Genomic DNA, 17370 nt, shown 5'->3' with positions numbered 1-17370 from the left:
GATCCTTTTAGTACATCGGCAACCTCAGTAGCTCGAAGGAGAATTCAGATGGCGACGAAGACAACCGACGGCCTGGTCGAGATGAATTGGGATCCTATCACCCGAATCGTCGGCAGCCTCGGAATCTATACCAAGATCGACTTCGGCAAGAAGAAGGTAGCCGAGTGTTATAGCACCTCGTCGATTTTCCGCGGCTATAGCATCTTCATGAAGGGCAAGGACCCTCGCGATGCCCACTTCATCACGAGTCGCATCTGCGGAATCTGCGGCGACAATCATGCAACCTGCTCCTGCTATACGCAGAACATGGCCTATGGAGTTAAGCCGCCTCACCTGGGTGAATGGATCGTGAACCTTGGCGAAGCCGCCGAGTACATGTTCGATCACAACATCTTCCAGGAAAATCTTGTCGCAGTGGATTTCTGCGAGCGCATGGTGCGCGAGACTAATCCCGGCTTATGGGAGAAGGCAACTAAGGCCGAAGCTCCTGGAGCCGCCGCGCACGGCTATCGCACTATCGGCGATATTATGAAGGCCGTCAATCCGCTCGAAGGTGAGTTCTATCGCGAAGCCTTGCAGGTCAGCCGCTATACGCGCGAGATGTTCTGCCTGATGGAAGGACGCCACGTACATCCTTCGACGCTCTATCCGGGCGGCGTCGGCACTGTCGCGACCGTCCAGCTTTTCACCGATTACCTGACACGTCTGATGCGCTATGTCGAGTTCCTGAAGCGCGCCGTTCCGATGCACGACGACCTGTTCAACTTCTTCTACTCCGCGATGCCCGGTTACGAACAAGTCGGCAACCGCAGGATCCTGCTCGGATGCTGGGGCTCGTTCCAGGACCCCGAGTATTGCAATTTCAATTACCGCGACATGACCGAGTGGGGACGCAAGATGTTCGTCACACCCGGCGTCGTTGTCGACGGCAAGCTGGTTACCAACGACCTGGTCAAAATAAATCTAGGCATTCGAATTCTACTCGGTCACTCCTTCTACGAAGATTGGGCAGGTCAGCCAATGTTCGTCACCAAGGACCCACTCGGCAACCCGGTTGATCAACGGCATCCATGGAATCAGCATACAATTCCCAAGCCTCAGAAGCGGGATTTCGACGGCAAATACACCTGGGTCATGTCGCCGCGATGGTTCGACGGCAAGGATCACCTATCGCTCGATACTGGCGGCGGGCCAATCGCGCGTCTCTGGTCCACAGCGCTCTCGGGCCTTGTGAACAATGACTACATCAAGGCGACCGGTAACAGCGTCCAGATCAATCTGCCTAAGAGTGCGACCAAGGGCCCGGTCACTTTCGAATGGAAGATCCCGAAGTGGTCTAACACTATCGAGCGCGATCGCGCGCGAACTTACTTCCAGGCCTATGCCTGTGCTTGCGCGCTGCTTTTCACCGAGAAGGCCTTGGCCGAAGTGCGCGCCGGTCACACTAAGACCTGGGAACAATTCAAAGTACCCGACGAAGGCATCGGTTGCGGTTTCACCGAAGCGGTACGCGGAGTCCTATCGCATCACATGGTGATCCGCGACGGCAAAATCGCAAACTATCATCCCTATCCGCCGACGCCCTGGAACGCGAATCCGCGCGACAGCTATGGAACTCCGGGACCTTACGAAGACGCGGTGCAGAACACGCCTATTTTCGAGGAGAACGGCCCCGACAAGTTCAAGGGCATCGACATCATGCGCACCGTCCGCAGCTTCGACCCGTGCCTGCCCTGCGGTGTCCACATGTACGTCGGCAAAGGAAAGGTGCTCAAGAAAATCCACTCGCCCACGATGCTGAATAATGTGGACGACTGATCGTGCGTAACGGAGATCAGCGAAAGCTGCGCGAACTCAGCGCGCGAATCGAACCTTTGCTCGAAGAGGTTCGCTCGATGGCTAGCCCGCCCGTCTGGGAGCGGGTCGAGGAGGTCGTCCGCTCTGTAGTCCAACTCTACGGCGAAGGCCTCAAGCGCATCGACGAGATCGCAGCCGCCGACGGCGCCGCGGGAGAGCGTCTGCGCGCGCAACTTGCCGCCGACGATCTCGTGTCGAGCCTTTTGATCCTGCACGGCTTGCATCCCAAGGACTTCGAAACCCGCGTCTACGAGGCGCTCGAGCGCGTTCGTCCCTATCTCGGCTCGCACGGCGGCGACGTCGAAATCATAGAAACCAATGCGGACACCGGGTTGGTGCGGCTGCGAATGAAGGGCAGTTGCGACGGATGCCCGTCATCGCTCCTGACCGTGAAGCTCGCGGTTGAAGGCGCGATTCGCGAGTCGGCGCCCGAGGCGTCGAAGATCGAAGTCGAAGGCATCACCGAGACAGAAGCGCCGGCCAGCGGATCGAAGTCGCAGCGCGATCAGTCCGTCGACATCGAGCCCACCTGGGTTTCGATCGGCGACCAGAACGGATTTCCCGCCAGCCACTTGACGTCGTCCGAAGCGATGGGCTCGCGAATCGTGCTCTGCCGCGTCGATGGACGCCTGTATGCCTACCGCGACGCCTGTCCAGCGTGCGGCTCGCCGATGGGTGGTGGCAACGTCAACGGCAGTCTGATGGTCTGTCCATCTTGCAACAAGAACTATGACCCGCGTCTGGCCGGCCGCTCGACCGAGAGCCGTGGACTGCATCTTGAACCGGTGCCGCTGCTCGAAGATCGGGATGGGGTGAGAGTCGCGATCGCTTCTCCGCTTTTGAGTTGATGGGGGACGAGATGTCTGGCTTTCGGAACGGCAAAGTCATTGCGGATGCGCCGAATGCGTTGAAACGCTTTCTCGAGCCCGGACTCAAGCGGCGCGCTGGCGAAGCTTGCGAGATGTGCGGCCAGCCGATCGTCGAACAGCACTCGCACGTCGTCAACGTCGAGAGCCGCACCCTCATGTGCACCTGCCGCGCGTGCTACCTCCTCTTCACGCACAGCGGAGCCGCCCAAGGAAAATATCGCGCGGTGCCGGACCGTGTCCTCAATCTCAACTCGTTTCGCCTGAGCACCGCCGAATGGGACGCGACGCAAATTCCGGTCGGGATGGCGTTCTTCTTCTACAACTCCAGCATGAAGAAAATCACCGCCTTCTACCCCAGCCTGGCCGGCGCCACCGAATCGATGGTGCCGCTCGAGGCATGGGATGACCTCGTCGCGGCGAATCCTGTCTTGCGGGAACTCGCACCCGACGTCGAGGCGCTCCTTATATACCGGCGCCGGGGCGAGGATCAGTTTCAATGTTTCATCGTGCCAATCGACGCCTGCTACGAGCTGACCGGTAAGGTCCGTCGCTACTGGAAAGGATTCGACGGCGGCGAGGAAGTGTGGCGCGAGATCGAAGAGTTCTTTTCCGGCTTGCGCGCGCGATCCCGTGATCGTAACGAGGGGAGTTCCGCGGTTGAGTGAATTGAACTTTCAGATCGTAGGCGCGCGTCCCGAGCGTCACGCCGCCGTGCCGACTCTGATGTTCGCGCTGAAGATCGAGGAGACCACCGGCATCGTCATCCACAATATCGTGCTGCGATGCCAGATTCGGATCGAGCCGATCCGCCGCCAATACTCCCGCGAGGAAGAATCGCGCCTCACCGAGCTCTTCGGCGACACTCCGCGATGGGGCGATACGATGAAGCCGTTCCTGTGGACTCATCTGTCGGCCACGATTCCCGGCTTTCAAGGCAAGACCGAAGCGGAACTGCCGGTCGCCTGCACCTACGATTTTGAAATCGCCGCCACCAAGTATCTTCACTCGCTCGAAAACGGAGACATCTCGCTGCTCATGATGTTCAGCGGCACCGTGTTCGAGAAAGGCGCTCACGGAATGCAGGTCAGCCAGATTCCGTGGAGCAAGGAGGCGAACTTCCGCCTCCCGGTGCGCGTCTGGCAGGAGATGATCGATCACTATTTTCCCAACAGCGGATGGCTGCGCCTGAACCGCGAGACGCTCTCCGACCTGATGAAGTTCAAGTCACGCCGCGCGCTCGCAACCTGGGACGAAGTAATCGAGACGCTCCTGCTCAATTCGCGGGAGGCACAGGCGTGAGTATCGAACGAGGCCGCAAAATTGCCGACGCCGTCCTGTACGAAGGGTACGTGCTGTATCCGTATCGCGCCTCGTCCGGCAAAAACCAGGTTCGATGGCAATTCGGCGTGCTGGCGCCGCGCCAATGGAGCGACGCCGGCGGATGCGAGCATTCATGGTCGCAGACCGAATGCCTGATCGAAAACGAGTTCGAGATTGGGGGCACCGTCAGATTTCTGCAAATCCAGCGCCGCGTCGTCGAAAAGCTGGTCGACAGCGACACCTTCCAGGAAGTCGAATCGCTCGAAGCCGAAGCTGGACTCTGGACCAGTTGGGACGAAGCTATCGAGCGCGAAGTCGATTTCGAGCAGTCATCCGAATTCTCCGAGGGTCTTCTCGATTTCGAATTTTCCGCATCGAGAACGATCGAACCGATCGTCACAAAATCGGGACGGCGCGTCGGACGATTTGTCCGCGAAAGCAACGCTGTCAAAGGAACGATCCGCCTCTTCGCTCAGCCCATCGAGGAAGCGCGCGCGCTGCGCAAACTTCATCTGCGAATCGAGAACGTAATGCCATGGACTGACGCCGCCGCCTCGCGAGACATTGTAATGCGCTCGTCGCTGATAGGGGTCCACGCACTGCTCGAGGCCAAACGCGGTAAGTTTGTATCGCTGATCGATCCGCCGGAATGGGCGAGGGCCGCCGCGCAGAAATGCTCGAACGTGCACACTTGGCCGGTGATGGTTGGCGAAGATGGCGACCGCGACGTGGTGCTGTCATCGCCGATAATTTTGTACGACTATCCGCAAATCGCGCCCGAGAGTCCCGGCGATCTTTACGACGCAACCGAAATCGACGAGATCCTAACGCTCCGCACCATGACGCTCACCGAAGACGAGAAGCGGCAAGCACGCGCGACCGATCCGCGTGCCGCCGCGATAATCGATCGCGTCGACGAGATGCCGCCGGAGATCCTCGACAGATTGCACGGCGCGCTCAGATATCTGCGCGCCGCTACCACAAAGCCCGATCCGGATGCGCCCGCCGAAAATCATTCCGCAAGCGTCGAAACGCCGCCGTGGTGGGACCCGGGCGCCGATACGTCCGTATCGCCCGAATCCGACAGCGTGCAAATCGGCGACGTCTCGGTTTCAAAAGGATCTCGCGTGCGCCTGCGCCCCGGTCCGCGACGATCCGACGCGCAGGACATGTTCCTCGCGGGCAAGACCGCGCGCGTCGAAGCCGTGTACTTCGACGTGGAAGAGCACGAATACCTCGCAGTCACGCTCGAGGACGATCCCGCCGCCGACTTCATGCAGACCCACGGCCGCTTCCTCTACTTCTACCCCGACGAAGTCGAGCCGCTCGAGGTCAATCAATGAACCGCGTGATAGTAGCGGGTGTCGGCAATATCTTTCTCGCCGACGACGGCTTCGGTGTCGAAGTGGCGCGACGCATGAGTGCCGATGTGCTTCCCGCGGGCGTCGAGGTCGAAGACTACGGAATTCGCGGGATGCATCTCGCGTTTCAACTGCTCGAGGGCTACGACACGCTCATTCTGATCGATGCCGTCCAGCGTGGCGATCAGCCGGGAACGATCTTCGTGATCGAGCCCGATCTCGATGCAGAACCCGTCAATCCCGCTACCGACGCGCACAGCATGAATCCCGATGCCGTCCTCTCAACCCTCGCCGCGCTCGGCGGCCGAGTGGGCAGAGTGCTGGTAGTTGGGTGCGAGCCCGCGGAACTCGTCGAGCGAATCGGGCTTAGCAGCGTTGTAAGTCGCGCGGTTGACGAAGCGGTGTCGGTCGTGCGGAAACTCATTGATGAAGTGACGGTTGATCGAATCGAAACTAAAAAAGGAGACAGAGCCGATGTTTAAGAGACTATTTGCGACCGCGGTGATCCTGGGAGTTGCGTACGTCGTGGTGACGTCCCTGCCGGACATCGCGCGCTACATCCAGATTCGAGAGATGTAGCGGCCACGCGCGACTCGTTGGGCGCGCGATGACAGGAGTTTGCGATGGCGAGATACCGCGTGGTGCCCGATCGCTCAAAAATCTGGGCGGATGCGCGTTCGAGCTTGCATCCGATCTCGATCGAGACCACGGGTCTCGAAGGTTTCCTCGAGATGACCATCGTCGATGGACACCTCGACACGAATGCTCCCGTGAGCGGAAGCGTCGAACTCGATGCATCGCTGCTGAAGACCGGCAACGGTCTCTACGATCGCGAGCTCGAACGCAAACTTGAGATGCGCAAGTACCCGCGCGTTCGCGGCCGGGTCATCAGCGTGAAGGCGCTCGATTCCGGCACAACCTATCGAGTGCAAGGCGAGCTGTCGCTTCGCGGGCAGACCAGTGCGGTTCAGGGCGACGTGCAGATGCGAATTGTCGACGCCACCACTGTCGAGTTTCAGGGCGAGCAGACGATTGACATCCGCAACTTTGGCCTCGAGCCGCCAAAATTTCTGATGCTCAAAGTTTATCCTGACGTGAAGGTTCGAGGATTGGTGATAGCACAGCTCGAGCATTGACGGAGGCAGCCGATGTGTCTCGGAATACCCGGCGAAATAATCGCGGCGCGTGACGAAAATGGTTTGCGTGTAGGCAGCGTCAAGTTTGCCGGCATCACGCGGCAGGTATGCCTCCAGTATGTTCCCGAAGCCGGCGTCGGCGACTTCGTCGTGGTCCATGTCGGATTTGCGATTTCCAAAATCGATCGCGAAGAAGCGGAACGCTCGTATCGGATACTCGAAGATCTCGGACAAACTTCGGAACTGACCGACGACAATCGAGCGAGGAGCAAACCGTCATGAAATACCTCGACGAATATCGCGACAGCGCCGTCGCCTCCAAGCTGACGAAAGAAATCGCGAAGATCGCTACCCGTCCGTGGGTCCTGATGGAAGTATGCGGCGGCCAGACTCACTCGATCGTGCGCTACGGCATCGACCGCATGATCCCCGAATGCATCGAGCTGGTGCATGGCCCCGGCTGTCCCGTGTGCGTTACCTCGCTAGAGATGATCGACAAGGCGCATGCAATCGCGAGTCACCCAGACGTGATCTTCACGTCCTTCGGCGACATGCTGCGGGTGCCGGGCTCGCGCGGCGATCTTCTGACCTTAAAGAGCCGCGGCGCTGATGTGCGCGTGGTCTACTCACCGCTCGATGCGGTCCAGATCGCGCGCGACAACCCAGACAAACGAGTCGTATTTTTCGGCGTCGGCTTCGAAACCACGGCGCCCGCCAACGCGATGGCCGTCTACCGCGCAAAACTCGAAGGCGTCAAAAATTTCTCGATGCTGGTTTCGCACGTGCTGGTTCCACCGGCGATGGCGGCGGTGCTGAATGCGCCCGACAATCGCGTGCAGGGATTTCTCGGACCGGGACATGTCTGCGCCGTCGTCGGATATCGCGAATATGAAGCGCTGTGCGATCGCTTTCACGTCCCAATCGTCGTCACCGGCTTCGAGCCGATCGACCTGCTCGAAGGTATCTTAATGACTGTGCGCCAGCTCGAAGCGGGCCGCGCCGAAGTCGAGAATCAGTACGTGCGTGCGGTTGCGCGTGACGGCAATCGACCCGCAATCGACTTGATTTCAAAGGTTTTCGAGGTCGCCGATCGCAAGTGGCGCGGAGTCGGCTCGATTCCGGAGTCAGGCTACCAGTTGCGCGACGAGTATCGCGCACATGACGCCGAGAAAATTTTCGAGGTCGAGTCGATCGCGACGCGCGAATCCGAAACCTGCATCAGCGGCTTGATTCTGCGCGGCGCGCGCAAGCCTTCCGACTGTCCCGCCTTCGGCAAGGAGTGCACCCCGCAAAGCCCGCTCGGCGCAACCATGGTCTCCGCCGAAGGCGCTTGCGCCGCCTACTACCAATACGGCCGCTATCTCGACCGTCGAAACAAAGCCGTCGACAGCGACCTCGACTCGACCGGAAAAGCGCACCCGTAAGGCACGCCGATGTCATCATCCAACGGCCGCACCATCGAGCCCTCATCCGCGACCCCGTTCGCGCAATGCCCGCTGCCGATCACCGACACGCCGCAAATCCTTCTGGGTCACGGCAGCGGCGGAAAGCTGACGTCGCGCCTGGTCGAGCAGATATTTCTCCCCGCGTTCCGGAACTCCGCACTTGAAGCGCTCGACGATCAGGCAATCTTCACCATCGGCAACTCGCGAATTGCGTTCACCACCGACTCATACGTGATCACGCCGATCTTTTTCCCGGGCGGCGACATCGGAGAGCTCGCTGTCAACGGCACTATCAACGACCTCGCGATGGGTGGCGCGAAACCGCTCTATCTCTCGCTCGCGTTCATCCTGGAAGAAGGACTGCCGATTTCCGATCTCGAGCGCATCGTCGCATCGGCCAAGCGCGCTGCCAAAAGCGCCGGCGTTCATATCGTAACCGGCGACACCAAGGTCGTCGGCCGCGGCAGCGGCGACAAGATTTTTATCAACACGTCCGGCATCGGCGTAGTGCCGCCCGGCATCAATCTTTCGTCGCGCAACGTCCGCCCCGGCGACGCGATTCTTTTGTCCGGCCCGATCGGCGATCACGGCGTCGCGATCCTCTCGACCCGCGAGGGACTCGAGTTCGAGGGCGCACTCAAAAGTGACACCGCCGCTCTGCACGAGCTTGCCGCCGAGATGCTCAAAGCCTGTCCCGAGATTCATGCGATGCGCGATCCGACTCGTGGCGGCCTCGCGGCGACGCTGGTCGAAATCGCGTCGCGCCAGCATCTTGGGATTGACGTGGAAGAAAAATTGATTCCGATCCGCGATACAGTTCGCGGTGCCTGCGAAATCCTCGGACTCGATCCGCTGCTGGTCGCCAACGAGGGCAAGCTGGTCGCGTTTGTTCCCGAAAAAGACGCCGAACGAGTTCTCGTCGCGATGCGCCAGCATCCGCTCGGCCGCGACGCGAGTTTGATCGGCCGCGTCACCGAAGAGCATGCCGACTTCGTAATTCTGCGCACGCCGATCGGCGGCGATCGCGTGCTCGATCTGCCGTTCGGCGAAGCATTGCCGCGCATCTGCTAGCGGAGAGCGTATCGAAAATGTGTCTCGGAATTGTCGGCCGGATTGTGACTCTCGCGGATGATCATCCTGACCTTGCGCGAGTCGAGGTCGCCGGCATGACCCGCAACATCAACGTCGGAATTTTGCGCGACGAAAAACTCGTCCCCGGCGATTGGATATTGATCCACGCGGGATTCGCGATGGAAAAAATCGATGAGCAAACCGCGCGCAACCAGATGTCTGCCCTTAAAGACTACACCGGCGGCGACCAGGACTCCGCCGATGAGGACGCGTCGTGAAGTTCCTCGTCATCTGGCGAATCGAAATCTCGCTGCTCTCGCGTGAGGTCCTGAAGTCGGTACTGACCATGCCCGAGTACGCCGCTCCCCTAATGAAGCAGGGCAAAGTGATCGCGCGCTATCACATTCCCGGCCAGCACGGTGGCGCGTGGATCTACGACGTCGCCTCGAACGAAGAACTCGACATGCTGCTCGCGCGCTCGCCCGTCTTCAACTACTCGCGCTTCCAAGTTTATCCACTCGCCGACATGGAACCGCCCATGCCGAAAAAACCCGAGTAGCGAAGCGTGATGCGACCAACTGAAGCTGAAACCGCGATCTCCACGTCGTTACGCGACCAGGCGCGCGCGGCGATGCGCATCAGGGTTGATGGCATCGTGCAAGGAGTTGGGTTTCGGCCGTTCGTTTTCGGCTTGGCGCAAAGCCTGAGTCTCGCCGGTTCGATCGTTAATGATCTGCGAGGCGTCGCGATCGAGGTCGAGGGCATCGTCTCGCATATCGCCGAGTTCCGCGCGCGAGTGGTGAGCGAAGCGCCGCCGCTGGCATCTATACAAAACGTCATCAGCGAATCGATCCCGATCGCGAATCGATCCGTCTTCGAGATTCTGGCGAGTCACGCCGACGGCGAGCGCGATGTTTTGGTTTCTCCCGACATCGCAACTTGCGCCGACTGCCTCCGCGAGATCTTCGATCCGATGGATCGACGCTATCGCTATCCGTTCACGAATTGCACCAATTGCGGTCCTCGATTCACGGTCGTCCGCGGCGTGCCCTACGACCGCTCGCTCACAACGATGGCCGAGTTTCCGTTGTGCGCTGATTGCGCGCGCGAATACCATGATCCTTCGAATCGTAGATTTCACGCCGAGCCGCTATGTTGCCCGGCCTGCGGTCCGAGTGTGCGTTTGCTCGATCGAAATGGAATCGCGCAGGCTGACGATCCAATTCGCAAAGCCGCCGAACTGCTGAGTTCTGGAAAAGTCGTCGCCGTGAAGGGACTCGGCGGCTATCACCTTGCCGCGCTCGCGTCGAACGAGAATGCGGTCAAGCTGTTGCGATCCCGCAAACATCGCGAGGACAAGCCGTTCGCCGTGATGGCGCCAAATCTAGAATCGGCGCGCGCGCTCGCTACCATCGACGCTCTTGAAGAGCGCGCGCTAACCAGTCCGCGCCGCCCAGTGGTGCTGCTCAATCGCAGGCCTGACAGCGACTTGGCGCATTCGGTGGCGCCGTCGAATCGGTTCATCGGCGTGATGTTGCCGTACACGCCCCTCCATCATCTCTTATGCGAGTCGGTCAAAGCTCCGATCGTCTTCACCAGCGGAAACGTTTCCGACGAACCGATTGCATACACCGACGACGATGCGGCGAAGCGGCTCTCGCCCATCGCTGACTATTTTCTGATTCACAACCGCCAGATCCATATCCGCACTGACGACAGTGTCGTGCGAGTCTCGCGAGGGCGCGAAGTTCCGCAACGCCGTTCGCGAGGCTACGCGCCGCAACCTGTCGAGCTTCCGCTCAAAGCGCGCCGTCCGATTCTCGCTTGCGGGGCGGAACTCAAGAACACTTTCTGTGTCGCGAAGCGCCAGCATGCTTTCGTGTCGCATCACATTGGCGATCTTGAAAATTTTGAAACCCTGCGCTCATTCCGCGAGGGCATCGATCACTTTCGACGGCTGTTCGACGTAAATCCAGCGATTGTCGCTTTCGATCTGCATCCCGAGTATCTCTCGACCAAATACGCGCTCGACCTGAAGGGCGTCGAGTTCGTCGGCGTACAGCATCATCATGCGCACATTGCCGCGTGCCTTGCAGACAACGGCGAGCAGGGACCGAGTATCGGGGTTGCTTTCGACGGTCTCGGATTCGGACTCGACGGCACCATCTGGGGTGGCGAATTTCTGATCGCGGATCTCGCAAAGTTTGAGCGCGTCGGACATCTCGAAGCCGTTCCGATGCCGGGCGGAACCGCGGCGATCAAACAGCCGTGGCGAATGGCGGGGTCATACCTGCGCAAGGCCTACAGTGAAAGCGAAAATGTTCCTGCGCATCTCGAAGTCGCGGAACGAAATGCCCACCAGTGGCCGCAAATCAGTGCGCTCATGAAGAGCCGCGTCAATTCTCCGCTCACGAGTAGCGCCGGCCGCCTATTCGACGCGGTGGCTGCGATCCTTTCGGTGCGCGACGCCATCAATTACGAAGGCCAGGCGGCAATCGAATTGGAGCAACTCGCGGCGGTCGGTGAAGATGACGCGTACGAGGTAGCCGTCCCCGCCGCAATCCCGTTTGAACTTCATGGCGCAGCGCTGGTGCGTGGGGTGGTAGACGATTTACGCGCCGGCAGTTCCGTTGACGTCGTCGCCGCACGGTTTCACAATTCGATTGCGCTGATGATCGTCAACGCATGCGATACGATCAGGACCGCGCGCGGATTGGCTCAGGTCGCACTCAGCGGCGGAGTATTTCAAAACCAGTTGTTGCTGGAGCGAACCGTGCGATTGCTGGAACAAGCGGGTTTTCGCGTCCTGACTCATCGGCAGGTGCCGACCAATGACGCTGGAATAAGTTTTGGACAAGTGGCTGTCGCTGCCGCGCGCGACTGTGCGGCCCGTTGCCAGGGAGGAGGACTAGTTCAATGGGAGCCGTTCTAGGTTTCGTGATGGGCTATGTGTTGGGCGCGAAAGAAGGTCCGGAGCGTTTCGAAGAGCTGCGCAAAGCATGGGAGACAATCGTCAACTCCGAGGAATTTCAGGGATTGCTCAACACCGGAACTTCTCTCTTCATGACCGCGGTCCAGAGCGGAAAGGCGTCGGTCGGCGACGTGCTCGGCAGTTTATTGTCCGGCGAAGGACAACTTGGCGAGACCTTGTCGAGCTTTGCCAACAACGGTCCTCTGATGGACGCGTGGAAGACGCTCTCGAAGTCACCCGAGATTCAATCGATGATCTTGAACGGCGTCGGAATACTCGGAGGGCTGATGATGCAGAGGCGCGCGGCCAAGCGGTCGGAGTAACAATCGAGATCGAATAATGCACGAGCTGGCGATCACTGAGAGCATCGTCGAAAGCGTCGAGGGTCGCGTCCATGGCGCGAAGGTCCTTCGAGTCGCGCTCGAGATCGGCAAGCTCTCCGGCGTTGTACCCGACGCATTGCGCGCGTGTTTCGAACTTTGCGCTGAAGGCACTGTGATGGAGGGCGCGGCCCTCGATATCGAGGAAACTCCAGGCCGTGCTCGATGCCGTGACTGCGACGCGCAGGTCGAGTTGCTCGACACGATCGCACTGTGCCCGTGTGGAAGCGCGAACCTGGCGATGCTCAGCGGAAACGAATTGAAGATCCGATCGGTCGAGGTAGTTTGACATGTGTTCCACCTGCGGATGCTCCGACGGCGCCGAAACGCGCTTGACCGTTTTCTCCGGCGATCAAGACGCCGGCCACTCTCATAGCGATCACGTCCATCAACACGGCGACCATCATTATGACCACTCGCACGGAGGACACGATCACTCGCATGAGCATCGACACGACCAACCGTCGTCACGAACGCTTCAGCTCGAGCAGGATATTCTCGCCAAAAATAATCACGTTGCCGAACACAACCGGGGTTGGCTCGAAGGTCGCGATATCGTGGCCTTTAACCTGATGAGCTCGCCAGGCGCCGGCAAGACTTCACTGCTCGAGCGCACGATTCGCGAATTGGGCGCTGAAATTCCCCTCTGCGTCGTCGAAGGAGATCAGGAAACTACTCTCGACGCGGAGCGAATCGGCGCCACCGGATGCCCTGCGGTTCAGATCAATACCGGTAGCGGATGTCATCTCGACGCCGCGATGCTGTCGGACGCATTGAAGCGGCTGAAGCCGCCGCCCGGATCGGTTCTCATGATCGAAAACGTAGGTAACCTCGTGTGCCCTGCGCTGTTCGATCTCGGTGAGAGCGCCAAGGTCGTGATCGTTTCGGTGACGGAGGGTGAGGACAAGCCGCTCAAGTATCCGCATATGTTTCGCTCGGCTGACCTGATGCTCCTCAACAAAACCGACCTGCTACCGTACGTGCCTTTCAATGCGGATCGATGCATCGCGTATGCTCGCCAGGTCAATCCCGCTCTGAAGGTGCTGCAACTCTCCGTCCTCAAGGGCGACGGAATGGCCGCGTGGTATTCATTCTTGCGCGATCGCAAGACCGCCCGATCCGTGACTGCTTGAAGAGCTTTAGCTCGGGTGAAATCTCGAAGCGTCGGCCCCCGTACGTGGTGACATCGCCTGATTCTTGGTGCACACTATCCCGCTAGTGAGTCATCGGAGTCTCGGGTTCGATCGCCGGCGCATCCTATTTCGAAGCACCTTTGCGGCCTGTGTCCTTAGCGCCTTGCTCTTAATCTGGGGACACCGCTTTCTGCCAATTTCCGACTACCCCGATTGGGTGTTCGAAGGTTCCATCGTTGCAGAACTCATTCACGGCAACGCGTCAGCCTCCTACTCCTTCAAACACTATCCGGTCCCTTACTCCGGAACGGTCGCAATGCTCGGACTGCTCGATCTAGCTTTCCCGCCTGAGATATCGGGCAAGATAGTCCTAAGCCTTTGTATCTTACTGCTAGCAATATCTTCGACCTACTTGCTGACCTCGCTTAGCAACGAGTCCGACAATTCTCTCCTCCTTATCCCGCTATTGTTCTTGTTGAACACTTTCTTCTTCTGGGGAGAGTTAGCCTATCTTTTCGCTCTGTCAGTCTTCTTCTCTTATTGCGGCTACTTGTTCCGTCGAATCTATCGTTCTGAGCCGATCAATTGGTGGATTGTCGCCAGCGTATCAATCGTCATGTTCTTTTTTCACGTCCTCCCCTATGCCACCGCTATCCTCGTAACATTGACACTTATACTGGCCGAGTCACGGACCGAATTGCTCAGGCCTTTCCTGATTTCCTTCGCACCATCAATAGGACTAACTCTCTGGTACGCAGTTAACCGTGTCTCTCTACAGCGGATCGGCCCAGCCTGGACGTTTTGGACACCGCATTTATTGGCAGGTCGCTGGATCGCAGCTTTCTCCCCCTTTCCAGAGTTCCTCCCCTGGCTCGGAATCCAAGTTCCTTCGATGAAGGTTTTTGCAGTACTCAACCTGGTCATAACAACGGCTCTGACTCTGGTGGTTCCGCTATGCGTTCTATCCTGGACACGGATGCGTCCAAGGTACTTCGGAGTACTAGCATCCGCGGTAGCTTGCGCGATAGCTGTTATAGCCACCGGCTATGAGTTCGAAGGAATGATCAGCCCCGGAGAGAGGTTTCTCTACCCAGCCGTGTGGATAGGACTGTGCTGGCTCATCGGCGCTGGATTGCCAGGCCGTGTCTCCAAATTCAGTCGATTCCTGACGATAGGCATCATAGCCTCATTGGCTTGCCAGATCGCATTCATGCAAATCTATGTAGGATCTGTATCAAATGATCTAGCGGCACTCTTCTCGAAACTGCGATCGGCTGATTCGCAGACGGAGTTGTGCGCGACCTATGAAAAGTACCTAAGCCAGAGTTGGGACCAGCCACATCGCAGTGGCCTGGATCTCCTTCTGACAAATCATCCCAGCGCTCCACGACTTCCGTATTACCTCTATGTCGAGAAGAAAGTAGAAGCGCCAATCTTTCAGATGGGGATTCTCGACTATTCAGGTCAAGGCGACAATGAAGACCTTTGCAAGTCTCAGTGAAGATCCTCTACGACGGCTTGCTTTCGAGCGTTGGATCGCGCACCAGGATTCCTTCTGTATAGAGATTGCGAATCTTGTCCGCCGGCATCTTCAGCAGGTCGCTTAGTACTCGCTCATTATCCTCGCCCAGTCGCGCAGAACGCACTTCCGTCTTATCCGGCCACGCCGAAAACTTCACCGGTACTGCGGGAATCGCGACCGTGCCCAGCAACGGATCCTTGACCCATCGAACTGTCTTGCGCTCGTTGAGATGCGGGTGCTTTACCGCCTCATTGACCGTCAGCACGGGAGCGCATGGAACCCTTTCGGCATCCAGTGCGGCGATAGCGTCGTCACGGGTTGGAAATGTCGACAACCACTTCTCGATCACATCTCTTAGCTCTTCTTTATTATCGCGGCGTCCACGCGCATCCTTGAAACGCGGGTCAGTCGCGAGTTGAGGCATCCCAAGCGCGCGCACGAACTGCGGCCATTGATGAGGCGTCGAAGTAATCTGTACGTATTGGTCGCCCCTGAAATGAAAAATCCCGGTAGTGCCGCCATCTGGATGCAGTGAACCACTTCTTGTAGGACGAAACTTGTCGCCGCGCAGCGACACGATCGGCACCGTCTTCTCGTGCATGTGAAAGTAGGTATCCAGCAGTGACGCGTCCAGGTACTGGCCTTCACCCGTGCGCTCGCGATGCAACAGCGCGAAGCCGATAGCCATCGCCGCAGCGACGCCGGTAGAAACATCGCCAATCGCCATCGTAGTCAGCGCCGGAGGGCCGTCAACCTGTCCTATACCGTCAGTAACACCAGCATAGGCTTGCCCGATAAAATCATAGCCGGCCTTGACCGACAGCGGTCCGGTCTGCCCAGCCATCGAAATCGAACACATGATAATTTTCGGATTAACCGCCCTGACGTCCTTATAAGCGAATCCCAGCCGGTCTATCACCCGCGGCGCAAAGTTCTCGACCACGACATCGATCTGTGGAAGCATCGACATCACGATCTCACGCGCCCCCGGTTTCTTGAGATCGATCGCGAAGCTCAGCTTCGAGTGGTTGTGCTGCAAGTAGTAGGTGCTATGACTCGAGCCCTTATATTCAGGCGCGAGCGACTTGAGCCCGTCAGCACGGACGCGATCGCCAAACGGCGCAAGTTCGACCTTGATGACCTCGGCCCCCATCTCACCAAGCAATCGCGTGCAGGTAGGTCCCGCTACGAACTGTGTGAAATCCAGAACCCGATAACCTTCCAGCATTTGCGGCTTGTTCGCCATCATTCTATCCTCTCTCCCAGTCTGTATATCATCTCGGCGGAGGAAGCGGTAACCGTCAGAGCCGTAGCAGTTGTCGCGCGTTAGCACCCAGAATTTTACTTTCGTCGCCGGGCTCGAGGCCGAGTGCTTTGACTTCTTCCACCGGATGCGCAAGGCCCGCCGGCAGGGGATAGTCGGTGCCGACCACGAATCGATCCGCGCCATAGGTCTTGACGAGATGCGCCAGCATTCCGCGACTATGCGCGATTATATCGAAGTAGAACTGATTTGCGTAACTCGACGGCGGCCGCGGTATCGCGTCGCGACACTCCGGCACCAGCCGATAACCCATGTCGAGTCGTCCTACCAGCGCGGGCAAAGCGCCACCGGCATGATACAGCACGATTCGCAGGTTAGGATGGCGCTCGAGCACCCCGCTGTAAATCAACAGCGCCGCGGCAAGCCCAGTGTCGTAAAGGTTGCCGACCAGGTTGCCGAGAAAATATCTGGACAGCGCCCCAACTGGCGCCGCTTCAAATGGATGAATGCAAACGACCATCCGCAGCGCCTCAGCCGCAGCCCAAAATACCTCGAAATCCGGCTCATCGAGCTGACGTTCGACGACTTTCGGCGGAATCTCAACTCCGCGAAGTCCGAGCTTCGCGGCGCGTTCCAATTCTTTCGCTGCCGCGGCCGGATCCTGCATCGGCACGCTCGCCAGCGGAACGAAGTGATTCGGATCGCTGGCTCCCAGAGCCGCCATCATGTCGTTATTGACCTGCGCGATCGCGAGTCCGAGAGCGGTGTCGACGTCCGGATACATCAGAAACGGGACGCATGAAACGGCCTGCGCATTGACGCCCTCGCGATCCATGTCCGCGATGCGGGCCTGCGCGTTTGAGATCGGACCGTCAATCGGGCGCATCGCTTTTTCCTGGATCAAAAGAAAACGGCGGCCCTCGCGCTCCACGATCCGGGTCGCGAAATGTTTACCTTCGCGCGCCAGAAACTCAATTATCTCGGGCGCGATGAAGTGATTGTGCATGTCGATGACATCCATCGCGTCCTCCTACGTGATCG

20 protein-coding genes are annotated in these 17370 nt (G+C 58.8%); 18 read left to right on the top strand and 2 right to left on the bottom strand.

The genetic code is table 11. The annotated features are described in order from the left end of the window. The first annotated feature begins 48 nt into the window (after positions 1-48). The 18 genes from WB650_RS22935 (at position 49) to WB650_RS22850 (ending at position 15044) form a co-directional block, all read left to right on the top strand. The gene (locus tag WB650_RS22935) at positions 49-1818 is read left to right on the top strand and encodes a nickel-dependent hydrogenase large subunit (RefSeq protein ID WP_422304401.1); all 1770 of its coding nucleotides are present in this window, start codon (positions 49-51) and stop codon (positions 1816-1818) included. A gap of 77 nt (positions 1819-1895) precedes the next feature. Further along, the gene (locus tag WB650_RS22930; RefSeq protein WP_422304402.1) at positions 1896-2705 is read left to right on the top strand and encodes a NifU family protein; all 810 of its coding nucleotides are present in this window, start codon (positions 1896-1898) and stop codon (positions 2703-2705) included. 11 nt (positions 2706-2716) lie between these two features. Then, positions 2717-3391 (top strand): DUF5947 family protein, encoded by a 675-nt coding sequence (locus WB650_RS22925; RefSeq protein ID WP_422304403.1) that lies wholly within the window; start codon positions 2717-2719, stop codon positions 3389-3391. After that, positions 3384-4025: a DUF6084 family protein gene (locus tag WB650_RS22920; RefSeq protein WP_422304404.1), complete on the top strand. Its 642-nt coding sequence runs from the start codon at positions 3384-3386 to the stop codon at positions 4023-4025. Before WB650_RS22925 ends, WB650_RS22920 begins: the two co-directional genes overlap by 8 nt. Next, positions 4022-5389 (top strand): hypothetical protein, encoded by a 1368-nt coding sequence (locus tag WB650_RS22915; protein ID WP_422304405.1) that lies wholly within the window; start codon positions 4022-4024, stop codon positions 5387-5389. Before WB650_RS22920 ends, WB650_RS22915 begins: the two co-directional genes overlap by 4 nt. Then, the gene (locus WB650_RS22910) at positions 5386-5889 is read left to right on the top strand and encodes a hydrogenase maturation protease (RefSeq protein WP_422304406.1); all 504 of its coding nucleotides are present in this window, start codon (positions 5386-5388) and stop codon (positions 5887-5889) included. Before WB650_RS22915 ends, WB650_RS22910 begins: the two co-directional genes overlap by 4 nt. Further along, positions 5882-5986, top strand: a complete 105-nt coding sequence (locus WB650_RS22905) for a DUF6893 family small protein (RefSeq protein ID WP_422296814.1) — start codon at positions 5882-5884, stop codon at positions 5984-5986. The genes WB650_RS22910 and WB650_RS22905 overlap by 8 nt, the downstream gene beginning before the upstream one ends. 44 nt (positions 5987-6030) lie before the next feature. Then, positions 6031-6543, top strand: coding sequence for a YceI family protein (locus tag WB650_RS22900; protein ID WP_422304407.1), 513 nt, complete (start codon positions 6031-6033; stop codon positions 6541-6543). 12 nt (positions 6544-6555) lie between these two features. Continuing rightward, positions 6556-6825, top strand: coding sequence for a HypC/HybG/HupF family hydrogenase formation chaperone (locus WB650_RS22895; protein ID WP_422304408.1), 270 nt, complete (start codon positions 6556-6558; stop codon positions 6823-6825). Further along, the gene (hypD, locus tag WB650_RS22890; RefSeq protein WP_422304409.1) at positions 6822-7967 is read left to right on the top strand and encodes a hydrogenase formation protein HypD; all 1146 of its coding nucleotides are present in this window, start codon (positions 6822-6824) and stop codon (positions 7965-7967) included. The genes WB650_RS22895 and hypD overlap by 4 nt, the downstream gene beginning before the upstream one ends. A 9-nt stretch (positions 7968-7976) precedes the next feature. Continuing rightward, positions 7977-9059, top strand: a complete 1083-nt coding sequence (gene hypE / locus WB650_RS22885) for a hydrogenase expression/formation protein HypE (RefSeq protein ID WP_422304410.1) — start codon at positions 7977-7979, stop codon at positions 9057-9059. A gap of 17 nt (positions 9060-9076) precedes the next feature. Further along, positions 9077-9337: a HypC/HybG/HupF family hydrogenase formation chaperone gene (locus tag WB650_RS22880; protein WP_422304411.1), complete on the top strand. Its 261-nt coding sequence runs from the start codon at positions 9077-9079 to the stop codon at positions 9335-9337. Then, entirely contained in the window at positions 9334-9618 is a 285-nt protein-coding gene (locus WB650_RS22875; RefSeq protein ID WP_422304412.1) for a muconolactone Delta-isomerase family protein, read from the top strand. The genes WB650_RS22880 and WB650_RS22875 overlap by 4 nt, the downstream gene beginning before the upstream one ends. Positions 9619-9690: 72 nt before the next feature. Next, positions 9691-11991: a carbamoyltransferase HypF gene (gene hypF, locus WB650_RS22870; protein WP_423962192.1), complete on the top strand. Its 2301-nt coding sequence runs from the start codon at positions 9691-9693 to the stop codon at positions 11989-11991. Beyond that, positions 11976-12353, top strand: a complete 378-nt coding sequence (locus WB650_RS22865) for a hypothetical protein (RefSeq protein ID WP_423962170.1) — start codon at positions 11976-11978, stop codon at positions 12351-12353. Before hypF ends, WB650_RS22865 begins: the two co-directional genes overlap by 16 nt. A gap of 16 nt (positions 12354-12369) precedes the next feature. Continuing rightward, the gene (locus WB650_RS22860; RefSeq protein WP_422303412.1) at positions 12370-12699 is read left to right on the top strand and encodes a hydrogenase maturation nickel metallochaperone HypA; all 330 of its coding nucleotides are present in this window, start codon (positions 12370-12372) and stop codon (positions 12697-12699) included. Position 12700: 1 nt separating this feature from the next. Then, positions 12701-13543 carry a hydrogenase nickel incorporation protein HypB gene (gene hypB, locus WB650_RS22855; RefSeq protein ID WP_422303411.1) on the top strand — a complete coding sequence of 281 codons (843 nt, stop codon included), beginning with the start codon at positions 12701-12703 and terminating at the stop codon, positions 13541-13543. A gap of 163 nt (positions 13544-13706) precedes the next feature. Beyond that, positions 13707-15044 (top strand): hypothetical protein, encoded by a 1338-nt coding sequence (locus WB650_RS22850; RefSeq protein WP_422303410.1) that lies wholly within the window; start codon positions 13707-13709, stop codon positions 15042-15044. A gap of 7 nt (positions 15045-15051) precedes the next feature. Here WB650_RS22850 and WB650_RS22845 read toward each other — a convergent pair whose 3' ends face one another. Both WB650_RS22845 and WB650_RS22840 read right to left on the bottom strand, forming a co-directional pair. Next, complete coding sequence (locus WB650_RS22845) at positions 15052-16311, bottom strand: CaiB/BaiF CoA transferase family protein (protein ID WP_422303409.1); 1260 nt, start codon at positions 16309-16311, stop codon at positions 15052-15054. Between the two features lie 55 nt (positions 16312-16366). Continuing rightward, entirely contained in the window at positions 16367-17350 is a 984-nt protein-coding gene (locus WB650_RS22840; protein ID WP_422303408.1) for an amidohydrolase family protein, read from the bottom strand. Between the last annotated feature and the right edge of the window lie 20 nt (positions 17351-17370).

The organism is Binatus sp. (SeqCode) (assembly GCF_049584895.1).
Taxonomy (GTDB): Bacteria; Desulfobacterota; Binatia; order Binatales; family Binataceae; genus Binatus.
The sequence above is the reverse complement of the archived record's forward strand: the minus strand, read 5'-3'. Positions and strand labels throughout refer to the sequence as shown.